Origin of the sequence: Streptomyces sp. NPDC059080, assembly GCF_042739975.1 — a bacterium.
Lineage (GTDB): Bacteria > Actinomycetota > Actinomycetes > Streptomycetales > Streptomycetaceae > Streptomyces > Streptomyces benahoarensis.
Genome location: NZ_JBHYGX010000004.1, coordinates 35,753 through 60,889, shown reverse-complemented (window position 1 = coordinate 60,889; position 25,137 = coordinate 35,753). Strand labels below are relative to the sequence as shown.

General features: G+C 72.6%; 26 protein-coding genes and 3 tRNA genes. 16 read left to right on the top strand and 13 right to left on the bottom strand.

The features are described from left to right. Window positions 1-140 precede the first annotated feature (140 nt). On the top strand, window positions 141-971 hold the full coding sequence (locus tag ACFWWQ_RS04030; protein ID WP_384589677.1) for a serine hydrolase domain-containing protein: 831 nt from the start codon (window positions 141-143) through the stop codon (window positions 969-971). A 107-nt stretch (window positions 972-1,078) separates the two neighbouring features. On the opposite strand, the gene ACFWWQ_RS04025 is transcribed toward ACFWWQ_RS04030, so the two are convergent. Then, on the bottom strand, window positions 1,079-1,750 hold the full coding sequence (locus tag ACFWWQ_RS04025; RefSeq protein ID WP_384589674.1) for a pirin family protein: 672 nt from the start codon (window positions 1,748-1,750) through the stop codon (window positions 1,079-1,081). A gap of 57 nt (window positions 1,751-1,807) precedes the next feature. Here ACFWWQ_RS04025 and ACFWWQ_RS04020 point away from each other — a divergent pair, with 57 nt between their 5' ends. The 5 genes from ACFWWQ_RS04020 to fabF all read left to right on the top strand — a co-directional run bounded on the left by ACFWWQ_RS04020 (window position 1,808) and on the right by fabF (window position 6,785). Further along, the gene (locus tag ACFWWQ_RS04020; RefSeq protein ID WP_384589671.1) at window positions 1,808-2,992 is read left to right on the top strand and encodes a PucR family transcriptional regulator; all 1,185 of its coding nucleotides are present in this window, start codon (window positions 1,808-1,810) and stop codon (window positions 2,990-2,992) included. Between the two features lie 89 nt (window positions 2,993-3,081). After that, on the top strand, window positions 3,082-4,053 hold the full coding sequence (locus ACFWWQ_RS04015; RefSeq protein WP_384590280.1) for an ACP S-malonyltransferase: 972 nt from the start codon (window positions 3,082-3,084) through the stop codon (window positions 4,051-4,053). Next, the gene (locus ACFWWQ_RS04010) at window positions 4,050-5,096 is read left to right on the top strand and encodes a ketoacyl-ACP synthase III (RefSeq protein ID WP_384589668.1); all 1,047 of its coding nucleotides are present in this window, start codon (window positions 4,050-4,052) and stop codon (window positions 5,094-5,096) included. The genes ACFWWQ_RS04015 and ACFWWQ_RS04010 overlap by 4 nt, the downstream gene beginning before the upstream one ends. Window positions 5,097-5,195: 99 nt before the next feature. Continuing rightward, the gene (locus ACFWWQ_RS04005; RefSeq protein WP_384589665.1) at window positions 5,196-5,444 is read left to right on the top strand and encodes an acyl carrier protein; all 249 of its coding nucleotides are present in this window, start codon (window positions 5,196-5,198) and stop codon (window positions 5,442-5,444) included. A 75-nt stretch (window positions 5,445-5,519) separates the two neighbouring features. Then, on the top strand, window positions 5,520-6,785 hold the full coding sequence (gene fabF / locus ACFWWQ_RS04000; protein WP_384589663.1) for a beta-ketoacyl-ACP synthase II: 1,266 nt from the start codon (window positions 5,520-5,522) through the stop codon (window positions 6,783-6,785). A 70-nt stretch (window positions 6,786-6,855) separates the two neighbouring features. Here the strand turns inward: fabF and ACFWWQ_RS03995 are convergent, their stop codons facing one another. Together ACFWWQ_RS03995 and ACFWWQ_RS03990 are read right to left on the bottom strand one after the other, a co-directional pair. Then, complete coding sequence (locus tag ACFWWQ_RS03995) at window positions 6,856-7,731, bottom strand: NAD(P)-dependent oxidoreductase (protein WP_384589659.1); 876 nt, start codon at window positions 7,729-7,731, stop codon at window positions 6,856-6,858. 52 nt (window positions 7,732-7,783) lie between these two features. Beyond that, window positions 7,784-8,278: a DUF3145 domain-containing protein gene (locus ACFWWQ_RS03990; protein ID WP_384589654.1), complete on the bottom strand. Its 495-nt coding sequence runs from the start codon at window positions 8,276-8,278 to the stop codon at window positions 7,784-7,786. Between the two features lie 335 nt (window positions 8,279-8,613). On the opposite strand from ACFWWQ_RS03990, the gene ACFWWQ_RS03985 reads away from it, so the two are divergent. The 4 genes from ACFWWQ_RS03985 (at window position 8,614) to ACFWWQ_RS03970 (ending at window position 12,620) form a co-directional block, all read left to right on the top strand. After that, window positions 8,614-9,597: an SGNH/GDSL hydrolase family protein gene (locus ACFWWQ_RS03985; protein ID WP_384589651.1), complete on the top strand. Its 984-nt coding sequence runs from the start codon at window positions 8,614-8,616 to the stop codon at window positions 9,595-9,597. 74 nt (window positions 9,598-9,671) lie between these two features. Continuing rightward, the gene (locus ACFWWQ_RS03980) at window positions 9,672-10,412 is read left to right on the top strand and encodes a DUF4097 family beta strand repeat-containing protein (protein ID WP_384589648.1); all 741 of its coding nucleotides are present in this window, start codon (window positions 9,672-9,674) and stop codon (window positions 10,410-10,412) included. 145 nt (window positions 10,413-10,557) lie between these two features. Beyond that, window positions 10,558-11,958, top strand: coding sequence for a nitrilase-related carbon-nitrogen hydrolase (locus ACFWWQ_RS03975; protein ID WP_384589645.1), 1,401 nt, complete (start codon window positions 10,558-10,560; stop codon window positions 11,956-11,958). Beyond that, window positions 11,955-12,620 carry a hypothetical protein gene (locus ACFWWQ_RS03970; protein WP_384589642.1) on the top strand — a complete coding sequence of 222 codons (666 nt, stop codon included), beginning with the start codon at window positions 11,955-11,957 and terminating at the stop codon, window positions 12,618-12,620. Before ACFWWQ_RS03975 ends, ACFWWQ_RS03970 begins: the two co-directional genes overlap by 4 nt. On the opposite strand, the gene ACFWWQ_RS03965 is transcribed toward ACFWWQ_RS03970, so the two are convergent. The 4 genes from ACFWWQ_RS03965 to ACFWWQ_RS03950 all read right to left on the bottom strand — a co-directional run bounded on the left by ACFWWQ_RS03965 (window position 12,553) and on the right by ACFWWQ_RS03950 (window position 16,489). After that, window positions 12,553-13,479, bottom strand: coding sequence for a ribokinase (locus ACFWWQ_RS03965; RefSeq protein ID WP_384589639.1), 927 nt, complete (start codon window positions 13,477-13,479; stop codon window positions 12,553-12,555). The two genes, ACFWWQ_RS03970 and ACFWWQ_RS03965, sit on opposite strands and share 68 nt — an antisense overlap. Window positions 13,480-13,633: 154 nt before the next feature. Beyond that, a complete protein-coding gene (locus ACFWWQ_RS03960) occupies window positions 13,634-14,464 on the bottom strand; it encodes a substrate-binding domain-containing protein (protein ID WP_384590277.1) in 831 nt (276 codons plus the stop codon). 233 nt (window positions 14,465-14,697) lie between these two features. Further along, a complete protein-coding gene (locus ACFWWQ_RS03955; protein ID WP_384589636.1) occupies window positions 14,698-15,156 on the bottom strand; it encodes an organic hydroperoxide resistance protein in 459 nt (152 codons plus the stop codon). Window positions 15,157-15,469: 313 nt separating this feature from the next. Continuing rightward, window positions 15,470-16,489, bottom strand: coding sequence for an NADP-dependent oxidoreductase (locus ACFWWQ_RS03950; protein WP_384589633.1), 1,020 nt, complete (start codon window positions 16,487-16,489; stop codon window positions 15,470-15,472). An 88-nt stretch (window positions 16,490-16,577) separates the two neighbouring features. Between ACFWWQ_RS03950 and ACFWWQ_RS03945 the strand changes: the two genes are divergently transcribed. The 4 genes from ACFWWQ_RS03945 to ACFWWQ_RS03930 all read left to right on the top strand — a co-directional run bounded on the left by ACFWWQ_RS03945 (window position 16,578) and on the right by ACFWWQ_RS03930 (window position 19,681). After that, on the top strand, window positions 16,578-17,009 hold the full coding sequence (locus tag ACFWWQ_RS03945; RefSeq protein ID WP_384589630.1) for a MarR family winged helix-turn-helix transcriptional regulator: 432 nt from the start codon (window positions 16,578-16,580) through the stop codon (window positions 17,007-17,009). A 110-nt stretch (window positions 17,010-17,119) separates the two neighbouring features. After that, entirely contained in the window at window positions 17,120-17,773 is a 654-nt protein-coding gene (locus ACFWWQ_RS03940) for a disulfide bond formation protein DsbA (RefSeq protein WP_384589627.1), read from the top strand. Between the two features lie 132 nt (window positions 17,774-17,905). After that, window positions 17,906-18,499: a hypothetical protein gene (locus ACFWWQ_RS03935; protein ID WP_384589624.1), complete on the top strand. Its 594-nt coding sequence runs from the start codon at window positions 17,906-17,908 to the stop codon at window positions 18,497-18,499. A 150-nt stretch (window positions 18,500-18,649) separates the two neighbouring features. Then, entirely contained in the window at window positions 18,650-19,681 is a 1,032-nt protein-coding gene (locus tag ACFWWQ_RS03930; RefSeq protein WP_384589620.1) for a rod shape-determining protein, read from the top strand. 83 nt (window positions 19,682-19,764) lie between these two features. Here ACFWWQ_RS03930 and ACFWWQ_RS03925 read toward each other — a convergent pair whose 3' ends face one another. The 5 genes from ACFWWQ_RS03925 to ACFWWQ_RS03905 form a co-directional block, all read right to left on the bottom strand. Continuing rightward, window positions 19,765-20,355: a histidine phosphatase family protein gene (locus ACFWWQ_RS03925; RefSeq protein WP_384589617.1), complete on the bottom strand. Its 591-nt coding sequence runs from the start codon at window positions 20,353-20,355 to the stop codon at window positions 19,765-19,767. Then, complete coding sequence (trxA, locus tag ACFWWQ_RS03920) at window positions 20,352-20,735, bottom strand: thioredoxin (RefSeq protein ID WP_384589614.1); 384 nt, start codon at window positions 20,733-20,735, stop codon at window positions 20,352-20,354. The genes ACFWWQ_RS03925 and trxA overlap by 4 nt, the downstream gene beginning before the upstream one ends. 377 nt (window positions 20,736-21,112) lie before the next feature. Further along, window positions 21,113-21,186: transfer RNA gene (locus tag ACFWWQ_RS03915), tRNA-Ile, on the bottom strand. Window positions 21,187-21,365: 179 nt separating this feature from the next. Further along, window positions 21,366-21,438, bottom strand: a tRNA-Asn gene (locus tag ACFWWQ_RS03910). Window positions 21,439-21,443: 5 nt separating this feature from the next. Then, window positions 21,444-21,516 (bottom strand) — tRNA-Asn (locus ACFWWQ_RS03905). Between the two features lie 273 nt (window positions 21,517-21,789). Here ACFWWQ_RS03905 and ACFWWQ_RS03900 point away from each other — a divergent pair. Both ACFWWQ_RS03900 and ACFWWQ_RS03895 read left to right on the top strand, forming a co-directional pair. Then, complete coding sequence (locus ACFWWQ_RS03900) at window positions 21,790-22,089, top strand: YtxH domain-containing protein (protein ID WP_384589611.1); 300 nt, start codon at window positions 21,790-21,792, stop codon at window positions 22,087-22,089. Window positions 22,090-22,170: 81 nt separating this feature from the next. Continuing rightward, window positions 22,171-23,655 carry an FGGY family carbohydrate kinase gene (locus tag ACFWWQ_RS03895; RefSeq protein ID WP_384589608.1) on the top strand — a complete coding sequence of 495 codons (1,485 nt, stop codon included), beginning with the start codon at window positions 22,171-22,173 and terminating at the stop codon, window positions 23,653-23,655. Between the two features lie 5 nt (window positions 23,656-23,660). Here the strand turns inward: ACFWWQ_RS03895 and ACFWWQ_RS03890 are convergent, their stop codons facing one another. Further along, window positions 23,661-24,992, bottom strand: a complete 1,332-nt coding sequence (locus ACFWWQ_RS03890) for an RNA polymerase sigma factor (RefSeq protein WP_384589605.1) — start codon at window positions 24,990-24,992, stop codon at window positions 23,661-23,663. Window positions 24,993-25,137: the final 145 nt, after the last annotated feature.

The following is a 25,137-nucleotide window of genomic DNA, read 5'->3' as shown; positions in this document are numbered from 1 at the left end:
TGCCCCGGCCGCCGCCCCGCCTCCGGCCCGGCTCCCGGCGCGACCTGCCCGATCCGGTCCGAGCGAGCACCCCGTACCGGGCAGGAGCCCTGCACCGACCGGCCTGCGGCCCCCGGATAGGCGGCCTTTAGGCTCGTCCCATGCAGAGCCTGCGGATGATCGAGAACTGGCCGGTGCCGACCGCTGCGGCTGCCGTCGTACGAGCCGACGGCGGCGTGGCCGGAGCCTACGGGCCTCAGGAGCACCGTTTCCCGCTGGCCTCGGTGACCAAGCCACTGGCCGCGTACGCCGCACTGGTGGCGATCGAGGAGGGCGCGGTCGAGCTGGACGAACCGGCCGGGCCCGAGGGCTCCACCGTGCGCCACCTCCTCGCCCACACCTCCGGCCTCGCCTTCGACGAGCAGCGCGTGATGGCCGCCCCGGGCACCCGCCGGATCTACTCCAACGCCGGTTTCGAGGCGTTGGGCGACCACATCGCCGAGGCCACCGAGATCCCCTTCCCGCAGTATCTGCGGGAGGCGGTGCTGGAGCCGCTCGGGATGGCCGCGACGGAGCTGGCCGGTTCCCCCGCCAAGGACGGTGTCTCGACCGTTGCCGACCTGATCCGGTTCGCCACCGAACTGCAGGCACCGCGGCTGCTCGCGCCCGAGACCGTCACTGCCGCGACCTCCGTGGTCTTCCCCGGGCTCACCGGCGTACTGCCCGGCTACGGTCACCAGAAGCCGAACGACTGGGGTCTCGGGTTCGAGATCCGCGACGGGAAGTCGCCCCACTGGACGGGCGCCTCGTCGTCGGCGCGGACGTTCGGGCACTTCGGTCAGTCCGGGACGTTCCTGTGGGTGGACCCAGAGGCAGCGGGCGGCACCGGCGCCGCCTGCGTCGCGCTCACCGACCGCGCCTTCGGCCCCTGGGCCATCGACGCCTGGCCGCCGCTGGCCGACGCGGTCCTGGCCGAGCTCCACTCCGCCTGACCCCCGGCGGCCGGGCCCACACGGATCCCGGCCGCCCACCGCCCGGCCCTGCGCCCGGCCCGGCACCCGGCCCGGCGCCCGCCGCAGCCCTCACCCGCGCACCGTCCTCACACGTACCGCGGCTCGGCCCCCATCTCCCAAACCAGGCACTCGGCAGGCCCCTCCGCCCGCAACAGCGCACCACGTTCCTCCGTGAGCCGCACGGCATCACCAGGTACCAACACGTCCTCGCCAAGCCGCAATTCACCGCGTACCACCTGCACATACACCCGCGGTGCGGCCGGTACCCCGGTGCTCTCGCCGGGGGCGAGGCGGCGGACGTGCAGCGTCGCGCCGGCGCGCGGGACGGCATACGGGGCGTTGTCGGCGAGGCCGCGCACCACGTCGTACGAGGGGGTGCCGCCGAATTCCGTCGGTGCGAGCCACATCTGGACGAAGCGCAGCGGTTCGGGGCCGTCGTTGCGTTCGATGTGCCGGACGCCGTCGGCGGCGGTCAGCCGGGCCAGGTCGCCGGGCCCTACCGTCGCCTCATGGCCCGTGGAGTCGCGGTGGGTCAGTTCACCCTCGACGACCCAGGTGACGATTTCCGTGTCGCGGTGCGGGTGCTCGTCGAAACCGGCGCCCGGTGCGAGCCGCTCCTCGTTGCAGGCGATCAGCGCGCCGAACCGCAGATTGGCGGGGTCGTAATGAGGGCCGAAGGAGAACGCGTGCAGCGTCTCGATCCCGGCTTCCGGATCGCCGCCCCGATAGCGTTCCTCGCCCGCGTGCACCTGAATCATGCAGTCACCGTAGCCCCGCCGCGCCACCTGCCCGCCCCGATAAGGCAGTCTTGTCCCGTGTCTGAACCCGCATCGCGCGCCCCTCATCCGCACCAGGCGACCCTCCGCAGGCTGGAGCAGTCGTCCGGCAAACTCGCCGCGGCAGCCATCGCCCGCATGGACGCGCAGCTGCCGTGGTACCGCGCAATGCCACCGGAGAACCGCTCCTGGATCGGCCTCGTGGCGCAGGCCGGTATCGCGGCGTTCACCGAGTGGTTCCGGCATCCCGAGACCCCGCAGGCGATCAGCACCGACGTCTTCGGCACCGCGCCGCGGGAGCTGACCCGGGCGATCACGCTGCGCCAGACCGTGGAGATGGTCCGGACGACCATCGAGGTCATGGAGTCGGCAATCGACGAGGTCGCGGCTCCCGGTGACGAATCGGTCCTGCGGGAGGCGCTGCTCGTCTACGCCCGCGAGATCGCCTTCGCCACGGCGCAGGTCTACGCCCAGGCCGCCGAGGCCCGCGGCGCCTGGGACGCCCGCCTTGAATCGCTGGTCGTCAACGCGGTGCTCTCCGGAGAGGCCGACGAGGGCGCGATCTCCCGGGCCGCGGCCCTGGGCTGGAACTCCCCCGAGCACGTCTGCGTCGTCCTGGGCACCGCCCCCGACGGCGACAGCGAACTGACCGTGGAGGCGATCCGCCGAGCCGCCCGGCACGCCAAGCTCCAGGTGCTCACCGGCGTCCTGGGCAGCCGCCTGGTGGTGATCGCCGGTGGCTCCGACAACCCGCTCAAGGCGGCGAAGGCGCTGATCGGGCCGTACGCGGCGGGCCCCGTGGTGGCCGGTCCGATCGTCGCCGACCTGCTGGCCGCGACGCGGTCGGCGCAGGCCGCCGCCGCGGGTCTGCGGGCCTGCGCCGCCTGGCCCGACGCACCGCGGCCGGTGCTCGCCGACGATCTGCTGCCGGAGCGCGCGATGGCGTCGGACCCGGTGGCGCGCGACCAGCTGGTGGAGGAGATCTACAGGCCGCTGGAGGAGGCGGGCTCCGCGCTCCTGGAAACACTGAGCGTCTATCTGGAACAGGCCAGCAGCCTGGAGGGCGCGGCGCGGATGCTGTTCGTGCACCCGAACACCGTGCGCTATCGGCTCCGACGCGTGACGGACGTCACGGGATGGTCCCCTTCTGATGTCCGCTCAGCCTTCACCCTGCGTATCGCACTGATCCTGGGGCGTCTGGCTGACGGAGAATCGCAGCTCTAGACTTTTGTCGGACACCAACAATTCCCCCGATGGTTCTTCGTCCCTGTCCCCACGGGCGGGCGGGACCTCCCACAAGAGAGAGTGTGAGGGTGCTCGTACTCGTCGCTCCTGGCCAAGGCGCTCAGACGCCCGGCTTCCTGACCCCCTGGCTCGACCTCCCCGGTGTCGAAGACCGGCTCCGTGAGTGGTCAGCGGCCATCGATCTGGATCTGATCCACTACGGCACGCAGGCCGACGCGGACGCGATCCGCGACACCGCAGTGGCGCAGCCGCTGCTGGTGGCGTCCGCGCTGATCTCCTCCCGACAGCTGTTCGCCACGCCCGAGGAGTTCACCGCGCACGTCGGCGCCGCGGCCGGGCACAGCGTCGGCGAGCTGGCGGCCGCCGCGCTGGCCGGCACGCTCACCGACGCGTCGGCGATGACGCTGGTCCGGCACCGCGGCCAGGCGATGGCCGAGGCCGCCGCCGTTACCGAGACCGGTATGGCGGCGCTGCTCGGCGGCGAGGAGTCCGTCGTCGTCCCGCATCTGGAGAAGCTGGGGCTGACCCCGGCGAACGTCAACGGCGCCGGGCAGATCGTCGCGGCGGGCACCGCCGAGCAGATCGCGGCGCTCGTCGCGGACAAGCCGGAGGGCACCCGGCGGGTCGTCCCGCTGAAGGTGGCCGGTGCGTTCCACACTCACCACATGGCCCCCGCCGTGGCGGCGCTGGAGTCCGCGGTCGGCGAGCTGACCGCCACCGACCCGCACACCCGCTACGTCTCCAACAGGGACGGGCGGATCGTGACCACCGGCGATGAGCTGGTGCGGCGTCTGGTGGGCCAGGTGGCGAACCCGGTGCGCTGGGACCTGTGCATGGAGACGTTCAAGGAGCTGGGCGTCACCGCGCTCATCGAGGCGGCGCCGGGCGGCACGCTGGTCGGCCTGGCCAAGCGCGCCCTGCCCGGGGTGAAGACGCTCGCCCTGAAGACACCCGACGACCTCGACGCGGCCCGCACCCTGATCGCCGAGCACAGCTCTCCGGTCGCCGACCCGTCGGCCGAAGAAGGAGCCCGCGCATGACCGCGAAGATCAAGCCCGCGAAGGGCGCACCCTACGCACGGATCATGGGTGTCGGCGGCTACCGCCCGACCCGTGTGGTGCCCAACGAGGAAATCCTCAAGCACATCGACTCCTCGGACGAGTGGATCCGCTCGCGGTCGGGCATCGCCACCCGTCACTGGGCGGGCCCGGAGGAGACCGTCGCCGTCATGTCGGTCGAGGCGGCGGGCAAGGCCATCGCCGACGCGGGCATCTCGCCCGAGCAGATCGGCGCGGTCGTCGTCTCCACCGTCTCGCACTTCAAGCAGACCCCGGCCGTTGCGACCGAGATCGCGCACCGCATCGGCGCGGGCCGTCCGGCCGCGTTCGACATCTCGGCCGGCTGCGCGGGCTTCGGTTACGGCCTGACCCTGGCCAAGGGCATGGTCACCGACGGTTCCGCCGAGTATGTGCTGGTCATCGGCGTGGAGCGGCTGTCGGACCTCACCGATCTGGAGGACCGTGCGACGGCCTTCCTGTTCGGTGACGGTGCGGGCGCGGTCATCGTCGGCCCCGCAAAGGAGCCCTCGATCGGCCCGACCGTCTGGGGCTCCGAGGGCGACAAAGCGGAAACGATCAAGCAGACCATCGCCTGGGACGCGTACCGCACGACGCCGGTGCCCGGTGGCGACGGCCCCGAGGAGCGGACGGCCCCCGAGGCGATCCGCTACCCCGCCATCACTCAGGAGGGCCAGGCGGTCTTCCGGTGGGCGGTGTTCGAGATGGCGAAGGTCGCCCAGCAGGCGCTGGACGCGGCCGGGGTCAGCCCGGACGACCTGGATGTCTTCATTCCGCACCAGGCGAATATGCGGATCATCGACTCGATGGTGAAGACACTGAAACTGCCGGAGAGCGTCACGGTCGCCCGTGACGTGGAAACCACCGGCAACACCTCCGCCGCCTCCATCCCGCTCGCCATGGAGCGGCTGTTGGCGACCGGTCAGGCCAAGAGCGGCGACACCGCGCTGGTCATCGGCTTCGGGGCGGGTCTCGTTTACGCGGCTACGGTCGTTACCCTCCCCTAGGCAAGATCTGCGCAGCGCCGTCCGTCCCCCTGATGTGCCGGTCGCTGCGCGCCTAGCTTCACCCTGTCAGTTACCACTAGAGCACCAAGGAGCGCCATCATGGCCGCCACCAAGGAAGAGATCGTCGCCGGTCTCGCCGAGATCGTGAACGAGATCGCCGGGATCCCCACCGAGGACGTCCAGGTGGAAAAGTCCTTCACCGACGACCTCGACGTCGACTCGCTGTCCATGGTCGAGGTCGTCGTCGCCGCTGAAGAGCGCTTCGACGTGAAGATCCCCGACGACGACGTCAAGAACCTCAAGACCGTCGGCGACGCGACCGATTACATCCTCAAGCACCAGAGCTGATCCAGCTCCTGCGCATGTCGCCACCCCGCGGTGGCGCCGTATTCAGACCCCTCTACCCGTGGAGTAAGAATTCCCGTGAACGCGACCAATCGCACCGTGGTCGTCACCGGTATCGGCGCAACCACACCGCTGGGTGGCGACAGCGCTTCGACCTGGGACGCCCTGCTCGCCGGCCGGTCCGGTGTGCGCGCCCTGGAAGAAGACTGGGCAGCCGACCTCCCGGTCCGCATCGCCGCCCGTGCGGCGGTCGACCCCGGTGAGGTCATCCCCAAGCCGCAGGCCCGCAAGCTGGACCGCTCGGCGCAGTTCGCGCTGATCGCGGCCCGCGAGGCGTGGGCCGACGCCGGTTTCACCGCCAAGGCGGGCGAGGACACCACCGTCGACCCCGACCGGCTCGGCACCGTCATCGCTTCCGGCATCGGCGGCGTGACGACCCTGCTCGACCAGTACGACGTGCTGAAGGAGAAGGGCGTACGCCGCGTCTCCCCGCACACCGTGCCGATGCTGATGCCCAACGGCCCGTCCGCCAACGTCGGCCTGGCCGTGAACGCCCGCGCGGGTGTGCACACCCCGGTCAGCGCCTGCGCGTCCGGCTCCGAGGCAATCGGCTACGCCATCGAAATGATCCGTACGGGCCGTGCGGACATCGTCGTCGCGGGCGGCACGGAGGCGGCGATCCACCCGCTGCCGATCGCCGCGTTCGGCAACATGATGGCGATGTCGAAGTCGAACGACGACCCGCAGGGTGCCTCGCGCCCCTTCGACACCGCACGCAACGGCTTCGTCATGGGTGAGGGTGCCGGCGTCATCGTCCTGGAGTCCGCGGAGCACGCCGCCAGGCGCGGTGCGCGGGTCTACGCCGAGGCCGTCGGCCAGGGCATCTCCGCCGACAGCCACGACATCGTGCAGCCCGAGCCGTCCGGCAACGGCATCGCGCACGCGCTGCAGAGCCTCCTCGACAACAGCGACCTGGACCCGGCCGAGATCGTGCACGTCAACGCGCACGCGACGTCAACGCCGCAGGGCGACCTCGCCGAGCTGAAGGCGCTGCGCAAGGTCTTCGGCGACGACACCGACCACATCGCCGTCGCCAGCACCAAGTCGATGACCGGTCACCTCCTGGGTGGCGCCGGCGGTATCGAGTCCGTCGCGTCGATCCTGGCGGTGTACCACCGGGTGGCCCCGCCGACGATCAACGTCGAGAACCTCGACCCCGAGGTCGATGTGGACATCATCCGCGACGAGGCCCGCAAGCTGCCCGCCGAGGGCCGTATCGCGGCGCTGAACGACTCGTTCGGCTTCGGCGGTCACAACGTCGTACTGGCGTTCCGCACGGTCTGAACACACCGCTGACGCACGCGTGCCCGCCCGGTCATGGCGACCGGGCGGGCACGCGGCGTACATGGCCGGGTCAGGCGCCGAAGGAGGCGTGGTAGGCGGCGGCCGCGTCCTCGTCGCCGTGCCCCTGTTCCTCCGCCCGGCGCAGCCGTTCGGCGGCGGCCGCGGCCAGGTCGGTGCGGACACCGGATGCCGCGGCGGCCTCCGCGATCAGCCGGGCGTCCTTGCGGGCGGCGGAGACGGTGAAGCTGGGCCGGAGATCGCCGGAGAGGATGGCCTCGGCCTTCATCCGCAGGTAGGGCAGGTCCAGCGGGCCGCCGTCGACGGCAGCGAGGAAGTCGCGCGGGTCGACGTCCAGCCCTTCGGCGAGCGCCACGGCCTCGCCGACGCCGTTGATGATGGTCAGCACCCAGCTGTTGAGGACGAGCTTGAGGCGGCTGGCGCGGCCGTCCGTGCCGTCGTCGCCGACCCAGCGGGTGGTCCGCCCGATGACGTCGAAGACGGCGGCGGCCCGCTCCCGTACGTCGGCGGGTCCTGCGGCCAGGACGGTCAGTTGGCCCTGTTCCGCGGGGGCCTTGGTGCCCAGGACGGGGGCGTCGACGTAGCGCAGGCCGTGGGCGGCGGCGAAGGCGGCCAGTGGGGCGGTGCCCTCGATGCCGACGGTGCTCGTCTGGAGCCAGAGGGTACCGGGGACGAGGTGCGGGGCCGCCGCTGTCATCGCGCCGAGGACGGCGGGCCCGTCGAGGAGCATGGTGAGGACGGTGTCCGCGCCGTCGACGGCCTCGCCCGGAGTGTCCGTGACGCGGATGCCGTCGGCGGTGAGGGGTTCGGCCCGGGCGCGGGTGCGGTTCCAGGCGCGGACGTCGTATCCGGCGCGGGCGAGGTTGCGGGCCATCGCCGTGCCCATGATGCCGGTGCCGAGCACCGCCACAGAGATCTGATCAGCCATGTCCGCACGTTAAGACTTCGAGCGCACTCGAAGGCCAGGCGCGGCGGGGCGGTCAGACAACTTGATGCAGCCAGCGGACGGGGGCGCCTTCCCCGGCGTGACGGAAGGGCTCCAGTTCGTCGTCCCAGGGTTTGCCGAGGAGGCGTGCGATCTCGGCGGCGAGTTCGCTCTCGCCGCCCTCGGCGCGGACGACGGCGGCGCGCAGCCGGTCCTCGGGGATGAGGATGTCGCCGTGGATTCCGGTGACGGCGTGGAAGATGCCCAGGTCAGGGGTGGAGCTGTAGCGCTCGCCCTCGGCCGTGGCGCAGGGTTCGGCGGTGACCTCGAAGCGCAGCAGATGCCAGCCGCGCAGCGCGGAGGCGAGCTTGGAGGCGGTGCCGACGGCGCCCTGCCAGGAGAATTCGGCTCTCCAGGTGCCGGGGGCGACGGGCTGGGCGATCCAGTCGAGGGTGACGCGTACACCGAGAACGCCCGCGACGGCCCATTCGACGTGGGGGCAGAGCGCGCGCGGTGCGGAGTGGACGTAGAGAACTCCACGGGTCGTCACCGGGACCTCCAGTGCGGTTCGAGGTTCGCCTTCCCCGGCGGCCTCGCGCCCGCCTCGTCGGCGGCCGGGACGAGTGCCGGCGGTCCGCCCCGGTGAGCGTTTCGGCACCGGCCTGCCAGGTGACCTACAGTAAACACCATTGGGTCCAATATGGCGCAATCTGCCACAAAAGGACAGAAAATGACGGGTGGTCAGAGGTTTACGCCGACTGCGTGCACCCGTTCGGGCCATGGCGCGGCAACCCCGGAACGGGGCTGTCCCACGGTCCCGGCCGAGGGGTGACGTACCGTCGGCACCTCGAAGAGATATCACCCACGCGCCGGAGGGGACAGGGGATGACAGAGATCGACCGGTCGTTCCCCTCTCGGCGTACGACTTCGTTCCGGATGTGGTCCGCCGAGGCGGCTCCCCCAGGGCGGAACGGCGCGTCGGGGGGCGTGCGGCGCCGCGCGGGCGCCGCCCTCGTCGCCGGTGCGCTGCTGCTGTCCGTGACGGCGTGCAGCGAGGACGGCTCCGACGCACCGTCGGCGCGGCCGAGCCCGAAGGTCTCCGCGCCGTCCGTCAAGCCCACTCCGGTATGGCGCACCGCCCCGGCGTCGATCGCGGCGCTCGGCGACTCCATCAGCGTCGGCTTCGACGCCTGCACGGTGCTGTCCGACTGCCCCGAGGTCTCCTGGTCGACGGGCACCTCGCCCAAGGTCGACAGCCTCGCGAGGCGGCTGTTGGACCACCCGGCGGGGCACAGCTGGAACCACGCCCGCACCGGCGCGCTGATGAGCGATCTGCCGGATCAGGTCGACGCGGCCAAGGCCCACCGGCCCGAGCTGGTGACAGTGCTGATCGGCGCCAACGACGCCTGCCGCAGCGAGGTCCGCGCGATGACCCCGGCTGCCGCCTTCCGCGCCGACTTCACCCGGGCGATGACGAAGCTGCGGCGGTCGCTGCCCCGGACGCAGGTGTACGTCGCGGCGGTACCCGATCTGCTGCGCCTGTGGTCGGAGGGGCGCAAGAACCCGCTCGGCAAGCAGGTGTGGCAGCTGGGGATCTGCGGCTCCATGCTGCGCGACCCGGACGATCTGACGGAGCGGGCGGCCGAGCGCCGCGAGAAGGTGCGCGACCGCGTCAAGGCGTACAACACGGCGCTGGAGGAGGTCTGCGCCGAGGACTCCCTCTGCCGCTTCGACCCGAGGGTCTTCGACTACCGCTTCACGGAACGGCAGTTGAGCAGCTGGGACTGGTTCCATCCCGGCGTCCGCGGCCAGGGGGAGCTGGCGGAGATGGCGTTCCGGACGATCACCCGTAAGGGATCGGCGGCCTGACCTCGGGGGCGTCCTCCGGGTCCGGTCGTCCTGTGGCATGAGGCGCCCCGGGGAGCCGTGCCGGAGGATTCTCGGTGACCGGTATCGCCGTCGACTCCTGGGGGAACCTCGCCATGACCCGTCTCCGTACCGTCTGCCTCGCCCTGACCTGCGCGGGAGCGGCCGCCTTGACGACCGGCTGCTCGGGCGTGCTCGGGCCGTCGAAATCCGCGGAGCGGACGTACTCCGTGCCCGGTGACGTCCGGACGGTGACGGCCACCACGGCGGGCGGCTCCATCGAGGTGGTGACGGTGGACGGCGGCGGCCCGGTACGCGTCACGGAGAAGTACACGTACCACGACAGCCGCCCGGCCCCGACCCATTCCGTCGCAGACGGCGGGCTGACGCTGGACGCCTCGGTGTGCCGGGGCCTGGGCAACAACTGCTCGGTGAGCTACCGGGTGCAGGTGCCGCGGGCGACCGCGGTCGATCTGCACACCAGCGGCGGGAACATCACGGTGCGCGGCACGACGGGTTCCGTCGCCGCGGAGACCAGCGGCGGGGACGTCACCCTGGACGCCGTCGCGGCGCGCAAGGCCCGGGCGAAGACCAGCGGCGGCTCCGTGAGCGCCACGTTCACCACCGTGCCCGATGACGTGTCGGGCACCACCAGCGGCGGCAACGTCACGATCCGGCTGCCGCGGAGCAGTTACGCCGTGGAGGCCACGACCAGCGGCGGCGACCGGAAGGTCTCGGTACCGACGGATCCGGCCGCCCGGCACCGGGTGGTGGCGCACACCAGCGGCGGGGATGTGTCGGTGCTGGCGACTTCCTGAGATGCGAGCGGGGGGGCTGCAATCGGCGGGCGGTCGATGACCGGTCTGCCGGTCTGTGGCCTGTGGCCTGCCGGTCTGTGGCCTGCCGATCGGGAGTTATCCACAGGCTCTGCGCGGGTGAGTTGCGCGGATGCATGATGACGTCATGTTGATCGCCGCCGCTCAATTCCCGTCCCGCCGCCACGACATCGCGGCCAACGCCGCACGCATGGCCGCCCTCCTCGCCCGCGCCGCCGACCTCGGCGTGGCCCTGGTCGTCTTCGCCGAGCTGGCGCTCACGCAGTACGACCTCGACGCCCTCGCAGCGGATCCCGGCCTCGCCCTCACCCCGGACGACGCGCGGCTGGCGCCGGTGCGGGAGGCGTGCCGGGCACACGGCGTCGGGGCGGTGGTCAACGTCCCCGCGCGGGAGCCCGGCGACGGCCCGGCGGGCATACCGGGCCTCACCTCGTTCGTCTTCGGTCCGGACGGGGCGCTGCTGACCCGCTATATGAAGCGTCATCTGTCCGGCCGGGAACGCGACCTCTTCACCCCGGGCCACGCCGAGGGCCGTTTCCGCCTCGGCGGTGTCCTGTTCTCCGTCTCCACGTGCTACGACACCTCCTTCCCGGAGCTCGCCGAGCGGGCCGCGGCGGACGGCTGCCGGGTGTACCTCGCCAGTTCGTTCCACAGCTCGGCGGAGAGCCTGACGAAGTACCCGGACCGGGCGCGGGACAACGGCCTCCACGTCCTGCTCGCCAACGGCGCGGGCATGGGCAGCGGCACCTCCGGCCCGGGATGCGGGCTCAGCGGCGCCTGGCTGCCCGACGGGCGGCAGGTGGCGTCGGCCGGTCCGGGGGCGGACTGCCCGGAGGAGGGCGAGCTGGTGCTGACCGACGTACGCGAGGCCGTCGTGCTGATGGCGGACCCGGCGGTGGCCACGATGCCGGTCCGCGAGTGCGGGGAGCCCCTGCTGGACGTACGGGAGGCGGCGCCGGGCCTGCTGGCGGCCGCGGCCGATACGGAGGAGGGGACGGCGGACGGCGCCGGCGCCCATCTGCGGGCCGGGGTGCTGGAGCGACTGCTGGCCGCGGAGCGGGCGCTCCCCGAGGGTCTGCGGCTCCGGTTGGTCGAGGGGTACCGCCCGCCGGCCCTCCAGCGCCACTACTTCGAGAGGTACGCCGACACGCTGCGCGGACTGCACCCCGACTGGTCGCCGGACCGGGTGCACTCCGCCGCCTCCCGGTTCGTCTCGCCGCCGGAGATCGCCCCGCACAGCGCGGGTGGCGCCGTGGACATCACCCTGATCACCGCCGACGGCTCACCGGTCGACATGGGCACCCCTGTGGACGCCTCGCCGGAGGAGAGCGACGGCGCCTGCTATACCGCCGCGCCCCGCATACCGGTGGCGGCACGTCGGGCCCGGCGCACACTGAGCGCCGCGCTGACGACGGCCGGGCTGGTGAACTACCCGACCGAGTGGTGGCACTGGTCGTACGGCGACCGCTACTGGGCACTGGAGACAGGCGCGGACGCCGCGCTGTACGGACCGACGGAGCTGGCGTGAACGAAGACCGCGACGACGGGGAAGCGTTGACCGGGCCGGTGCTGCTGGGCGACGCCGAGGTACGGGAGTCGCTGGACGCGACGTGCGCGGTACGGGCGGTGCGGCGCGCGCTGCTGGAACACCACGCGGGCCGGTTGGTCGCACCGCCCCGCCTCCGGGCCGAACTGGGCGGGCAGGAGCTCGTGTTCACCGCCGGCCGGTTGGCCGGTGAGGGGCTGCACGGCTTTCGCGCGTACGGCACCGGGGGCGGCAGCGACCAGGTGGTGGCGGTCTGGGACACCGCGAGCGGCGCACTGCTGGTGGTGGTGCACGGCACGGAGCTGGGGCCGCGGCGGACCGGCGCGATCGGGGCGGCGGCGGTCGAGACCCTGGCCCGGCCCGACACGGTCCGGTTGGGACTGATCGGCACGGGCCCGCAGTCCTGGGCCCAGCTCTGGGCGGTGACGGCGGGCCCGCTGCGGCCCGAGGCGGTCACGGTCTGCGGGCGACGCGCGGACCGCGCCGAAGCTTCACGCGCGGACTGCGCCGAAGCTTCACGCCCGGCCCGCACGAGGCGCACGCCGTGCCCCCACACGCCGCTCGCCCCACCACCGTTCAGCTCCCCGGCAAGGCGTCCAGGTCAGCCAGAGTCGGGTAGGACGGCTGGGCGCCCGGCTTGGTGACGGCGGCGGCGCCCACGCGTACCGCGAAGCGGGCGGCGGCGGGCAGGGTGTCGCCGCGGGCCAGGCGGGTGGCGAGGGCGCCGGTGAAGGCGTCGCCGGCGCCCGTGGTGTCGACCGCGTCGACCGTGACGCCGGGCACCTCGTGCAGGCCCGCACCGTCCAGGATCAGCGCGCCGTCGCCGCCGAGGGTGACGACGACGGAGCGGGCGCCCAGCTCGTGCAGGGCGTGCGCCCAGTCCCGCGGGGTGCCGTCGGCGGCGCCGGAGAGGCGGCGGGCCTCATGCTCGTTGACCACCAGCGGGTCGGCCGCCGCCAGGAGTTCGGGTGCCAGTCGCTCCGGCACCGGGGAGGGGTTGAGGACGACGCGGGTGCCGCACTCCTCGGCGGTCACGGCGGCCGCCCGCACGGTCTCGGCCGGAATTTCCAGCTGAAGGGAGAGAACGGTGGCAGCGGCGACGGTCTGCCGGGCGGCGGCGACATCCCGCGGGGTGAGGGCGGCGTTGGCGCCGGGAGAGACGACGATGCTGTTGTCGCCGTCCGGGCCAACGATGATCATGGCGGTGCCGGTGCGGGCCGCCTCGTCGACGACGACCGACGTCACATCGGTCCCGGCCTCGCGCTGCGCGGCGAGCAGCAGATCGCCGTACGCATCCTTGCCGACCCGTGCCAGCAGGGCGGTCCGCCCGCCGATCCGGGCCGCCGCCGCGGCCTGGTTGGCGCCCTTGCCACCGGCCGATTCCACCAGATCGGTGCCGAGCACCGTCTCCCCCGCACCGGGCCGCCGGTCCACCCGTACCGTCAGATCCGCGTTGGCCGAACCGACCACCAGGACGTCGTACACGCGCCCCTCTCCGCTCATCACCTTCGCCGCTCCCCTCTCTCGTGTCTGTCGTGAAACTCTTGCCTGTCGCGTCCGGCGCGGCTGCCACGTCACCCGTCGGCGCTTCACAGGCCACTTGGCACGCACGGCTCGTACCGCCCGTATGGCACAGGCGGCGTGGGCCGCGGCCCGTTCAGCCGTCGAACGACGCCGCGTTGTCCGACGTCACCAGGACGACCGGCACCTTGACCGAAGCGGGCAGCTTCTCACCGCGGGCGGCCTTCAGCGCCCAGTCCACCGCCTTCTTGCCGAGCAGTTTGGGCTGCTGGGCGACGGTCGCGGTCAGCGTGCCTCTGCGCACCGCCGTCACACCGTCGGGGGTGCCGTCGAACGCGACGACCTTGACGTCCTTGCCGGAGCGGGCCCCGAGGGCCTTGGACGCGCCGAGCGCCATCTCGTCGTTGGCGGCGAAGACCCCGCCGATGTCGCGGTGGGCCTGGAGCATGTTCGCCATCACGTCCATGCCCTTGGTCCGGTCGAAGTCGGCGGGCCGGCGGGCCACGACCTGGATGCCGGGGTACTTCCTGATGCCTTCCTCGAAGCCCTGGCCGCGCTCGCGGGCCGCGGACGTCCCGGGCTGGCCCTCCAGGAACGCGACCTTGCCCCTGCCCCCCAGCGATTCGGCGAGCGTCTTCGCGGCCAGGCGGCCGCCCATGACGTTGTCGGAGGCGATCGTGGAGCCGGCCTTGCCGCCGTTGACGCCCCGGTCGATGGAGATGACCGGTACGTTCACCCGGTTGGCGACGCCGACGGCCGGAACCGCCGCATCCGAATCGACCGGGTTGATGACGGCGGCCCGGACGTCCTGGCTGGTGAACGTCTCCATCTGGTTGATCTGCTGGGTCCGGTGCGCCGATCGTCCGGCTGACCGATCGCCGGTGTCGCCGTCGCCAGTGTCACCGTCGACGGCGACAGGGCAGCCAGGCCCGGGTGGCCTGAACCACGGCTGGCCGAGACAAGTCAGTGACAGTTACAGCCAGTCAGGGTGACGCATGAAGCAGCACCTTGAATGCACCTTGAATGCCAGTCACTCACTCCCCCGTCGAAAGGCCCTGACAACACGCCAGCCCACCTCCCCGACACCCACAACCCCCGAAGGCCGCCTCCCATCGGAAGCGGCCTTCGGGTTCAACTGCCCTACCACCTTGTGGTGTCAGCCAGTTGCGGGTTCACGGCTGACGGCGCCGGCCCCGTGGGTCAGGCGACGGTAAGCGTGACCTCGATGTTGCCGCGGGTGGCGTTCGAGTACGGGCACACCTGGTGGGCCTTCTCGATGAGGTCCTTGGCGGTGGCGGCGTCGACGTGGGCGATCGACGCGGAGATCTCGGCCTTGAGGCCGAAGCCACCGGCCGGGGTCTTGCCGATGTCGACATGGGCCGTGACCCGGGAGCCCGAGACGTCGGCCTTCTCCTGCCGGGCGACGACGCCGAGCGCGCCCTGGAAGCAGGCGCTGTAGCCCGCGGCGAACAGCTGCTCCGGGTTGGTGCCCGCGGCGAACAGCTGCTCCGGGTTGGTGCCCGCGCCGCTGCCGCCCTGCTCCTTGGGCGGGTTGACGATGACGTCGAGCTTGCCGTCGTCGCTGGAGACGCGGCCGTCGCGGCCGTTCTCTGCGGTGGCTACGGCGGTGTAGACGACGTCGACCGGCTGGAGGAACATGTGAATCCTCCTGCGGTTCGCCGCGACTCGCGCCCACGATCGCGACGGCTCGCCCCGAGCCTGACGGTCCACCCGTACGCATGGCGCGGCGAGCCGGTGAAGCCAGGCCCACCCGGCGACGCCGACCGGCACCGACCGGCCCGACCGACGGCAGGACGACTGACGACACCGCCGCCCGCCGCCCGCCGCCCGCCGCCCGCCGCCCGCCATCGGACGCCGGACACCGCCCATCGGCTTCCGAGTTCGCAGGCCCCGGGCCCGTACGCCGTCCCCCTCGGCGCGCAGCCCCGGCGCTCTCCACGACGGAGGCGGGTCAGTCCGCCAAAGTCACGATCATCTTCCCGGTGTTCTCGCCGCGGAGGAGGCCGAGGAACGCCTCGACGCCGTTCTCGATGCCGACGGCCTCGGTCTCGCGGTACTTCAGCGCACCGGAACGGATCCAGCCGGAGACCTCCTCGACGAACTGCGGCTGCAGCGCGCTGTGATCGGCCACCAGCAGGCCCTGGAGGCGGAGCCGCTTGCCGATGACCAGCGCGAGGTTGCGCGGGGCCGGGGTGGGCTCGGTGGCGTTGTACATCGAGATCATGCCGCAGATCGCCGCACGGCCATGGACGTTGAGGGAGCTGATGGCCGCTTCGAGGTGGTCGCCGCCGACGTTGTCGAAGTAGACGTCGATGCCGTCCGGTGCGGCTGCCTTGAGCTGCTCGGAGACCGGGCCGTTCTTGTAATTGAACGCCGCGTCGAAGCCGTACTCCTCCACGAGGAGCTTGACCTTCTCGTCGGAACCGGCCGAGCCGATCACTCGGGACGCGCCCTTGAGCTTGGCGATCTGACCGACCTCGCTGCCCACCGCACCGGCCGCACCGGAGACGAAGACCGCGTCCCCCTCCTTGAAGGAGGCCACCTCCAGCAGGCCCGCGTAGGCGGTCAGGCCGGGCATGCCCAGCACGCCGAGGTAGGCGCTCAGCGGGGCCAGCGAAGGGTCGATCTTCGCGGCGCGCGCGGCGTCGAGCACCGCGTACTCCCGCCAGCCGAGACCGTGCAGCACATGGTCGCCGACGGCCACGTCGGCCGAGCGCGAGGCGATGACCTCGCCGACCGCGCCGCCGTCCATGGGGCGGTCCAGCTGGAACGGCGGGACGTAGGACTTCACGTCGTTCATCCGGCCACGCATATAGGGGTCGACGGAGAAGTGCCGCGTGCGGACGAGGATCTGGCCCTCGCCGACCTCGGGCACCGCGGCCTCGCGCAGGGCGAAGTCATCCGGCGTGGGCCAGCCGTGCGGACGGGCGACGAGGTGCCATTCACGGCCGGTCGTGGGCAGTACGGACATGACGCGATCCTTCCTGATGCTTCAGTAGCTGAAACAACCATGCCTCTGAATATTTCATCCTGTCAAGCAATTGGGTATCCTGGTGGACATGACTCCGCGCGCAGACCACCTGACCGTCGAGGTCGTCGATCTCATCGGCACCGTCGTCGCCCGTTACCACGAGGAGTACGAGCACGCGGCGTCGCAGCACTCCCTCACGGGCGCGCAGGCCCGGGTGCTCGGCCTGCTGGCCGCCCAGCCGCTCCCCATGCGGCGGATAGCGCAGCGCCTGAAGTGCGAGCCGTCGAACATCACCGGCATCGTCGACCGGCTGGAGTCCCGCGGGCTGGTCGAGCGGCGGCCCGACCCCGCCGACCGCCGGGTGAAGCTGGCTGCCCCGACGGACGAGGGCAGACGCACCGCCGAGGCGCTGCGCGGCTCGCTGAACTTCGCGCGCGAGCCGCTGGGCCGCCTGACGGTCACCGAGCGGACCCTGCTCAAGGAGCTGCTGCAGCGGATGCTCGGCACCACCCCGGAGTGAGCGGCCACGGCGCCGGACCGGCTCCGGCCGGGTGGTGGCGCCCGGTGGCCGACCGCCGCGGACGGGAAATGGCCCGGACACTGCGCCTCATCCCGGCATAGCCTGAGCCCATGACCGAGATCACCGCCCCGGAAGACCGCACCTCGCAGCCCGGGTCCGCCCGCCACACCGTCGACTTCTACTTCGACCCCATCTGCCCGTTCGCCTGGATCTCCTCCCGGTGGATCCTGGAGGTCGAGCGCCACCGCGACCTGGATCTGCGGTTCCGGGTCATGAGCCTGTCCGTGCTGAACGAGGGGCGTGAGGACCTGCCGGAGAAGTACCGGGCGCTGCTGGACGAGGGATGGGGCCCGGTGCGGGTCTGCATCGCCGCGGCCGCCGGGCACGGCGAGGAGGTGCTGCGCGATCTGTACACCGCGCTCGGCACCCGGCTGCACAACGAGGCCCGCGAGGACACCGAGAACGTGATCCGGGAGGCGCTGGCCGAGGTGGGACTGCCCGCCGCGCTGGCCGGGGCGGCCGAGACCGACCGCTACGACGAACTGCTGCGCCGGAGCCACCACGAGGGCATGGACCCGGTGGGCGAGGACGTCGGCACGCCGACGATCCACATCGACGGGGTCGCGTTCTTCGGACCGGTCCTGATGTCGATTCCGCGCGGCGAGGACGCGGTGCGGGTCTTCGACGGCGCCCGGCTGCTCGCGGGCTACGACCGCTTCTTCGAGCTGAAGCGGACCCGCACCGGGGAGTTCGACTTCAGCTGACGGACCGCGTGCGGGCGGGGTGACGGCCGGGTCGTCGCCCCGCTGCTCCCCAACTCCCCTACCGCCCCGGCCCGGTGGCGCGCCCGATGCGGCCCGCACCGCCCACCACCACCGTGCACAACGATGTCCACCATGAACCCACCCCACGCCCCCGGCCCCTCCGACGCGCTGCCCGGCCCGCTCGCGTTCCAGCTCGTGCTGTTGCGGCGGATGGCCGACCACCAGCCCGGTCTCGTCGAGGCGGCGCTACGCGAACTCGGCGTGTCCCGGGCCCAACAGCGTGAGGCGAACAACCGGTGGCAGGCCCGGCTGCACGCACCCGGGGCGCGCACCGGGGCGCGGCCCTACCGTGCGCTGCTCGGTACGCCCGAGACCGTCACGGCCCGGCGGGTCGGCGATCTGACCTGCGAGGCGCTGCGCTGGCCGGTGCCGCTCTGGCCCGATCTGCGGTTCGAGGTGCTGACCGCGCCGGGCGGCGCCGTCTGGAACGCCTGGCTGGTCCGCGCGCCCGGAGCCCCCGCCCCGCGGCTGCGCACCGCCGACGACCTCACCCCCTGGGCCTGCACCGTCGACGAGGCCGCCCGCGCCTTCGCCCCGGCCCGCCCCGTGGAGGGCGACGCCCCCAACCGCTGGAACCTGCGGGCCACGCTCCCCGGCCCGGCGGGTGAACTCCACTCCGCCGTCCTGGAGTTCACCTGGGGCCTCTTCCAGCGCCGGCTGAGCTGACGCCGCCCCGGGGCCCGTTCCGGGCGGGCGTCGGTACATCCCCCGACCGGACCTCCTCAACGCGCAGTGGGCGGACGGCCGCCGCAGGATGGCCGGGAGTGCTCCTCGCGACGCTCCGTCCGCACCCGGCCCACAGGGGAGGAATCTTCCATGACCACCAGCCTCGCCCAGCTGCGCCGTTGTTCGGTGGCAGTCGACATCGGGGCGTCCCGGACCCGCATCTATCTCAAGAACCAGGGGCTGATCGTCGACGAGCCGACGGTGGCCGCCGTGAACGTCCGTACCGGCGCGCTGCTGGCCGTCGGCAGCGACGCCGCGGTGATGGACGGGCGTACGCCGGAGTACATCCGGGTCGTACGGCCGGTCGCCAACGGCACGGTGGTCGACATCGACATGGCCCAGCGGCTGCTGCGGCAGCTCGTCGGCAACAAGCTGCGCCGGACCTGGCGGCGGCGGCCGACGATGCGGGCCGCGATCTGCCAGCCGTTCGGCAGCGAACCGCTGGCGCAGCGCGCCGCGGTGGAGACGCTGAGCGGGCTGGGGGCGCGGCGCGTGGAGCTGGTCGACACGCTGGTGGCCGCGGCGGTCGGCTGCGGACTGCCCGTCGAGCAGCCCGAGGCGACCATGATCGTGGTGTGTGGGGCGGGCACCACGCAGATCGCGGTGCTCTCCCTGGGATCGATCGTGGCGGCGGAGACCGTGGCGGTGGGCGGCAACGCCATCGATCACGCCGTCGTCCAGCATCTGCGCCAGCACCACGAGGTGCACCTGGCGAGCCGCGCGGTACGGCCGCTGCATCTGATGCTCGCCAGCACCGGCGGGCTCTCCGCGGGGCCGGCGGAGGTGCACGGCCGCGATGTGGTCAGCGGGACGACGCGGTGCGTGCAGGTCGACACCGACCGGGTCCGGCACGCCATCGCGACACCGCTGACGGCGATCCTGGACGGCATCGGTTCGGTGCTGCGCCGCTGCCCGCCGGACCTCGTCGCCGACCTCGGCGAGCGCGGCATCATGCTGGCCGGGGGCAGTGCGCTGATCCCGGGCCTGGAGTCGATGATCCGGGAGGCGACCACCGTGCCGGTGCACATCGCCGACCGGCCCGACACCTGCGCCGTCCAGGGGCTCGGCGCCATGATCGAGGGCAAGGTCGAGCCGATGTACCTCGACCCGATGGCGCCCTGACGCCGGGGCGCCCGCCGACGGCACGGTCCGCCGCCCTCGAACATGCCCGTGGGGCAACACCGCCGCCGCTCACGGCCGGGCGGCTACCGCGCGTTCCACGCCACCACGGCGGGCCGGTCGTGCTCGGTGCCGAGGATGCCGACGGCGCCGGTCCCGAACGTGAACAGCGCCCCCGCGGACGGCGGCAGACCGAGCCTGCGGGCGGTCAGCACCCGCAGGAAATGCGCGTGCGCGACGAGCGCGACGTCCCCGTCGTCCGCCGCCAGCAGCGGCAGTACGCGCGCCAGGACGGCGTCCGCGCGCGCCCCGACCTCCTCGGGAGACTCCCCGGGATGCCCGTCGGGGCCGGGAACGGTGCCGTCGGTGAAGAGGAACCAGTCCGGCCGCTCCCGCTGGATGTCCGGCGTCGAGACGCCCTCGTAGCCTCCGTAGTCCCATTCGCGCAGACCGTCATCGGTCCGCGCACCGTCCAGCCCGGCGAGCTCCGCGGTGCGCCGTGCCCGCGCCATCGGGCTGACGCGGACGGCGGCGATCCGCCGGTGGGTGAGGAGGGGCCGCAGGGCGCGGGCCTGCTCCTCGCCCGCGGCGGTGAGCGGCAGATCCGTCCAGCTGGTGTGCCGGCCGTCCCTGCTCCACTCGGTCTCGCCGTGCCGGATCAGCAGCAGCTCGCTCACTTCTTCTGCGCCTGCTCGGCCTGCTGCGCCTCAGCGATCGAGGCGCGGACCTCGTCCATGTCCAGGCCGCGGGCCTGCCCGATGACGTCCTCCAGGGCGGCCTCCGGCAGCGCCCCGGGCTGGGCGAACACGGCGATGTTGTCGCGGACGATCATCAGCGTGGGGATCGACTGGATCTCGAACGCGGAGGCCAGCTCGGGCTGCGCCTCGGTGTCCACCTTGGCGAAGACCAGATCGTCATGCTTGTCGGAGGACCGCTCGAAGACCGGGCCGAACTGCTTGCACGGGCCGCACCACTCGGCCCAGAAGTCGATGAGGACGAAGTCGTTGCCGGAGACGACCTCGTCGAAGTTTTCCTTGGTCAGCTCTACGGTGCTCATGCGGGCTCCCTGCTTGCGGGTCTGTCGTGTGTGTCCGGTCCGTATCCAGCTGCGGCAACGGGATCGCCCCGCACCGTATTCCGTGCGCCGGACCGTCCCGCTCCCCTGCCCACGGCGCGGCGTCCTAGACATCCCGGTGACACGCGGTCGACGTGGCGCTCAGCACACCCGGCGGGCGCCCCGGGACGGGCCGCCGAGGGCCTGTGCGGGGCGGTCCCGCCGCCGATCGGGCGACGGCCGGGGGGCGTTCGGGTGCCACCGGGGAGGCACGGGCCGCGCCGGGGCTCGTGTGCCCCGTCCGCGCATAGAGTGAGGGCCCTCACAGTCGACTGTGAGGGCCCTGTTACGTGCCTCCCAGGCAAGATGCCTGGCCTGTGTGGGGCAGGTGGGGCTCGAACCCACGACCGACGGATTATGAGTCCGCTGCTCTGACCGGCTGAGCTACTGCCCCCACACGGCGCGCCGCGCACATGTGTGCGCGCCGTCTGCCGCAGCATAGCCGCTCATACGATCTGCTGCCCGTGTGGGCTGCCGTCCGGCGGCTGTGCACGGTCAACAGGACTTCACCCGTGGGGCTTTCGGTTCCCCACACACGGAAAAGGACCCCTTTCGGGGCCCTCTTCGCTATTGCTCCCCCGACTGGACTCGAACCAGTAACCGTTCGGTTAACAGCCGAATGCTCTGCCAATTGAGCTACAGGGGATCGCGCTCCCCCGACTGGACTCGAACCAGTAACCTGCCGGTTAACAGCCGGCTGCTCTGCCAATTGAGCTACAGGGGAATGCTACGTGTGCCTCGAATGCTTCGTCTGCCGGAACTCCGGACGGCGTGCGCTCGCTGCGACACATACATTAGCGCAAGCAGGGGGGTGCTCCGCCAATCGGTATCGCCACAGGTGATCACCGGCCCCACAGGGCAGGCGCGCGGCACAGCCCGCAGGTCCGGTGCACCGGTGCCGGACGCGACCGAACGCCATCGGCGGGCGGCACCGCGGCGGAGGCGGCACGGCCCCTCCCCGGCGGACGCGCCGCCGACGACAGGAAAGGGTGGAGCGATGCGCTACCGGCTCACGTTCATCGCGGGACTGGCCGTCGGATACGTGCTCGGCACACGGGCCGGACGGGAGCGGTACGAGCAGCTGCACAAGGCGGCCCGGCGGGTCGCGGAGAACCCCGCGGTCCGCAACACCGCCGAAACCGCCGCACTGGGCGGCCGGGAGGCGGCGACGAAGGCGTTCGACAAGGTTTCGGCCAAGGTCGGCGACCGGATGCCGCAGGCGGTCACCGACCGGGTCCGTTCGCTGCGTGAGCAGCGCGATGCCGACCCGGATGACTGGGGTACGAGCAACACCTGACGCCGCCCGGCCGTGCCCTGTGGCGGCCGTCGTAAACCCTGGGGCATCCCGGGCCCGTCGGATGGGGCATCATCTGGGGCCATGGGGAAAGTCGCCGGGTTGGACAGTTCTTCCGAGTGCACACGGATCGTGGTCTGCGATACCGATACCGGTGCCGTCATCAGGCGTGGGTACGCGCCGCACCCCGTCGAGAAGGGGCCCGAGGTCGACCCTCAGGCGTGGCTGATGTCACTGGGTGAGGCCGCCGGGAACGGGCTGCTCGAAGGTGTCCAGGCGATCGGGGTCTCGGCGCAGCAGCACGGGCTGGTGCCGCTGGACGCCGAGGGCGGGCTCGTCCGCCCGGCGCTGGTCGGCAACGACAAGCGGGCACAGAGCGCCGCGGCCGATCTGGCGGACTCGCTCGGCGGACGGGCGGCGTGGGCGCAGGCCATCGGGGCGGTGCCACAGGCGGCACACCCGGTGACCAAGCTGCGCTGGCTGGCGCGGAGCGAACCGGCGAACGCCGCCCGGATCGCCGAGGTCATGCAGCCGCACGACTGGCTGGCCTGGCAGCTGCTGGGCCGCCCGGCGCGGCGGACGACGGACCGGGGCGGCGCCTCGACCACCGGGTTCTGGTCGGCGGCCGCCGAGGCGTACCGGCCGGACCTGGTGGAGATGGCGCTCGGACACCAGGTGCGGCTGCCGGAGGTGCTGCGCCCCTGGGGGACGGCGGGCTTCACCCCGGAGGGGCTGCTGATCTCCGCGGGCACGGGCGAGACGATGGCGGCGGCCTTCGGGCTCGGCGTGGGCGTCGGCGACGCGGTGATCTCGCTGGGCGCGTCGGGTTCGGTGTTCAGCATCCACCGCGAGGCGCTGGTCGACGCCGAGGGCACCATCACCTCGTTCGCCGATGCGACAGGCCGCCATCTGCCGGTGGTGCACACGAGCAACGCGGTGCGGGTGCTGCGCGGCACCGCCGAGATGCTCGGTACGGACCTGGAGGGGCTGTCGGAGCTGGCGCTGACGTCGACGCCCGGCGCGTACGGCATGGTGCTGCTGCCATATCTGGAGGGCGAGCGGACGCCGCATCTGCCGCACACCGCGGGGTCGTTGCACGGGATGCGCCGGGAGAGCATGAAGCCGGAGCATCTGGCGCGCGCCGCGGTCGAGGGGATGCTCTGCGGGCTCGCCGACGCGCTGGACGTGCTGCGCGGCCGGGGCGTGACGGTACGCCGGGTCTTCCTGCTGGGCGCGGCGGCGGAGCTGACCGCGGTGCAGGCGGTGGCGCCGGCGCTGTTCGGCGTGCAGGTCGTGGTGCCGCAGCCGGCCGAGTACGCGGCGCTGGGCGCGGCACGGCAGGCGGCGTGGGCGCTCGGCGCGGCGCACGGCACACTGCCCACCGCCGAGCCGGGCGGTCCGGCGGAGCCGCCGCAGTGGCCGGCGGCCGCGAGCCAGGTCTTCGAGCCGGGCGAGGAGCTGCCGGTGGGGCAAGCGGTGCGCCAGCAGTACGCGTCGGTGCGGGACGAGGCGTACCCGGGGGCGTTCACTGCGGCGCCGCCCGCGGAGGCGTTCGTACCGGAGGGGTGACGGCGTCAGTCGAGGTAGCCGCGGAGCTGGTCGGCGTAGGCGTGGTCGCGGAGCTTGCCTAGGGTTTTGGACTCGATCTGGCGTATGCGTTCGCGGGTGACGCCGAAGAGGCGGCCGATCTCCTCCAGGGTGCGGGGGCGGCCGTCGGCTAGTCCGTAGCGGAGCTGGACGACGCGGCGTTCGCGTTCGCCGAGGGTGGACAGGACGGCGTCGAGGTGTTCGCGGAGCAGGAGGAAGGCGGCGGATTCGGCGGGTGAGGGGGCGTCGCCGTCCTCGATGAGATCGCCGAAGGAGACGTCGTCCTCCTCGCCCACGGGGGCGTGCAGCGAGACCGGTTCCTGGGCGAGGCGCAGGACCTCCTCGACGCGTTCGGTGGTGAGGCCGAGGTGGACGGCGACCTCGCCGTGGGACGGTTCGCTGCCGGTCTCCTGGAGGATGCGGCGCTGGGTGCGGACCACGCGGTTGATCAGTTCGACGACGTGCACCGGAACGCGGATGGTGCGGGCCTGGTCGGCGAGGGCGCGGGACATCGCCTGGCGGATCCACCAGGTGGCGTAGGTGGAGAACTTGAAGCCGCGGGCGTAGTCGAACTTCTCGACGGCGCGGATCAGGCCGAGATTGCCCTCCTGGACGAGGTCGAGCATGGTCAGGCCGCGGCCGAGGTAGCGCTTGGCGACGGAGACGACGAGGCGGAGGTTGGCCTCGATCAGACGGCGTTTGGCCATCCGGCCGCGGACCACCAAGGTGTCGAGATCACCGGCGAGTTGGGAGCCGAGGTCCGGGGTGCGGGCCAGTTTCTCCTCGGCGAAGAGCCCGGCCTCGACGCGGCGCGCGAGGTCGACCTCGTCGGCGGCGGTGAGCAGCGGGATGCGGCCGATCTCGCGGAGGTACTGGCGGAAGAGGTCGGCGGACGGGCCCGCCGCCTCGGAGCGCAGCGGCGGGCCGGGGACGCTGTCCGCCTCGTCCTCGGGGGCGCCGTCCGCCTCCTCGCCGGGGACGGCCGGCGACTCCTCCGGGAGGTGTCCGGCGTCCGGCGGGGCGGTGCGGGCGCGGCCGGCGGGCTGCACGGGGACGCGGAACGCGCCGGGGGCCGGGCGGTGGCCGACCGGGCCGCGGGCCGGGGTCTCCTCTCCCTGCGGCAGGGTCTTCCCGGTCGCGGCCTGCGGGGCGCCGGGCGCCCCGGGGAGGATCTGGCTCTGCACGGGGGCGACCTCCAGGGGGTTCGCTACGCGGGCGGCAGAGTCCGGGAGCGGCGGCGGGCCGGCCGTCGTACCGCGAGGGGCCGCGGGCGGGAAGCGGGTGCGCGGGAGCGGATGGAGCGCGGCGGGCTCGCGCACCGCTTCTCAGTGTGGAGTACGACACAGGGCGGCCACGAGGGGCGTGCGGGCACTTTCTGAGTTCGTTCCGTGACCGTCCGGCTACGCCGGGGCGTCGGGCGGAGCGCGGCGATCGGGTGTGCGGGACGCGGGGGTGTTCCTGGGG

Coding starts and splice junctions, on each gene's coding strand:
- ACFWWQ_RS03950 (WP_384589633.1), bottom strand. CDS start 16,489: ATGTCCGTACTGCCCACGACCGGCCGTGAATGGCACCTCGTCGCCCGT.
- ACFWWQ_RS04010 (WP_384589668.1), top strand. CDS start 4,050: ATGACCGCGAAGATCAAGCCCGCGAAGGGCGCACCCTACGCACGGATC.
- ACFWWQ_RS03900 (WP_384589611.1), top strand. CDS start 21,790: ATGCGCTACCGGCTCACGTTCATCGCGGGACTGGCCGTCGGATACGTG.
- ACFWWQ_RS03945 (WP_384589630.1), top strand. CDS start 16,578: ATGACTCCGCGCGCAGACCACCTGACCGTCGAGGTCGTCGATCTCATC.
- ACFWWQ_RS03975 (WP_384589645.1), top strand. CDS start 10,558: ATGTTGATCGCCGCCGCTCAATTCCCGTCCCGCCGCCACGACATCGCG.
- ACFWWQ_RS03965 (WP_384589639.1), bottom strand. CDS start 13,479: ATGAGCGGAGAGGGGCGCGTGTACGACGTCCTGGTGGTCGGTTCGGCC.
- ACFWWQ_RS04030 (WP_384589677.1), top strand. CDS start 141: ATGCAGAGCCTGCGGATGATCGAGAACTGGCCGGTGCCGACCGCTGCG.
- ACFWWQ_RS03935 (WP_384589624.1), top strand. CDS start 17,906: ATGAACCCACCCCACGCCCCCGGCCCCTCCGACGCGCTGCCCGGCCCG.
- ACFWWQ_RS03930 (WP_384589620.1), top strand. CDS start 18,650: ATGACCACCAGCCTCGCCCAGCTGCGCCGTTGTTCGGTGGCAGTCGAC.
- ACFWWQ_RS03995 (WP_384589659.1), bottom strand. CDS start 7,731: ATGGCTGATCAGATCTCTGTGGCGGTGCTCGGCACCGGCATCATGGGC.
- ACFWWQ_RS03940 (WP_384589627.1), top strand. CDS start 17,120: ATGACCGAGATCACCGCCCCGGAAGACCGCACCTCGCAGCCCGGGTCC.
- ACFWWQ_RS04005 (WP_384589665.1), top strand. CDS start 5,196: ATGGCCGCCACCAAGGAAGAGATCGTCGCCGGTCTCGCCGAGATCGTG.
- ACFWWQ_RS03955 (WP_384589636.1), bottom strand. CDS start 15,156: ATGTTCCTCCAGCCGGTCGACGTCGTCTACACCGCCGTAGCCACCGCA.
- ACFWWQ_RS03985 (WP_384589651.1), top strand. CDS start 8,614: ATGACAGAGATCGACCGGTCGTTCCCCTCTCGGCGTACGACTTCGTTC.
- ACFWWQ_RS04025 (WP_384589674.1), bottom strand. CDS start 1,750: ATGATTCAGGTGCACGCGGGCGAGGAACGCTATCGGGGCGGCGATCCG.
- ACFWWQ_RS03895 (WP_384589608.1), top strand. CDS start 22,171: ATGGGGAAAGTCGCCGGGTTGGACAGTTCTTCCGAGTGCACACGGATC.
- trxA (WP_384589614.1), bottom strand. CDS start 20,735: ATGAGCACCGTAGAGCTGACCAAGGAAAACTTCGACGAGGTCGTCTCC.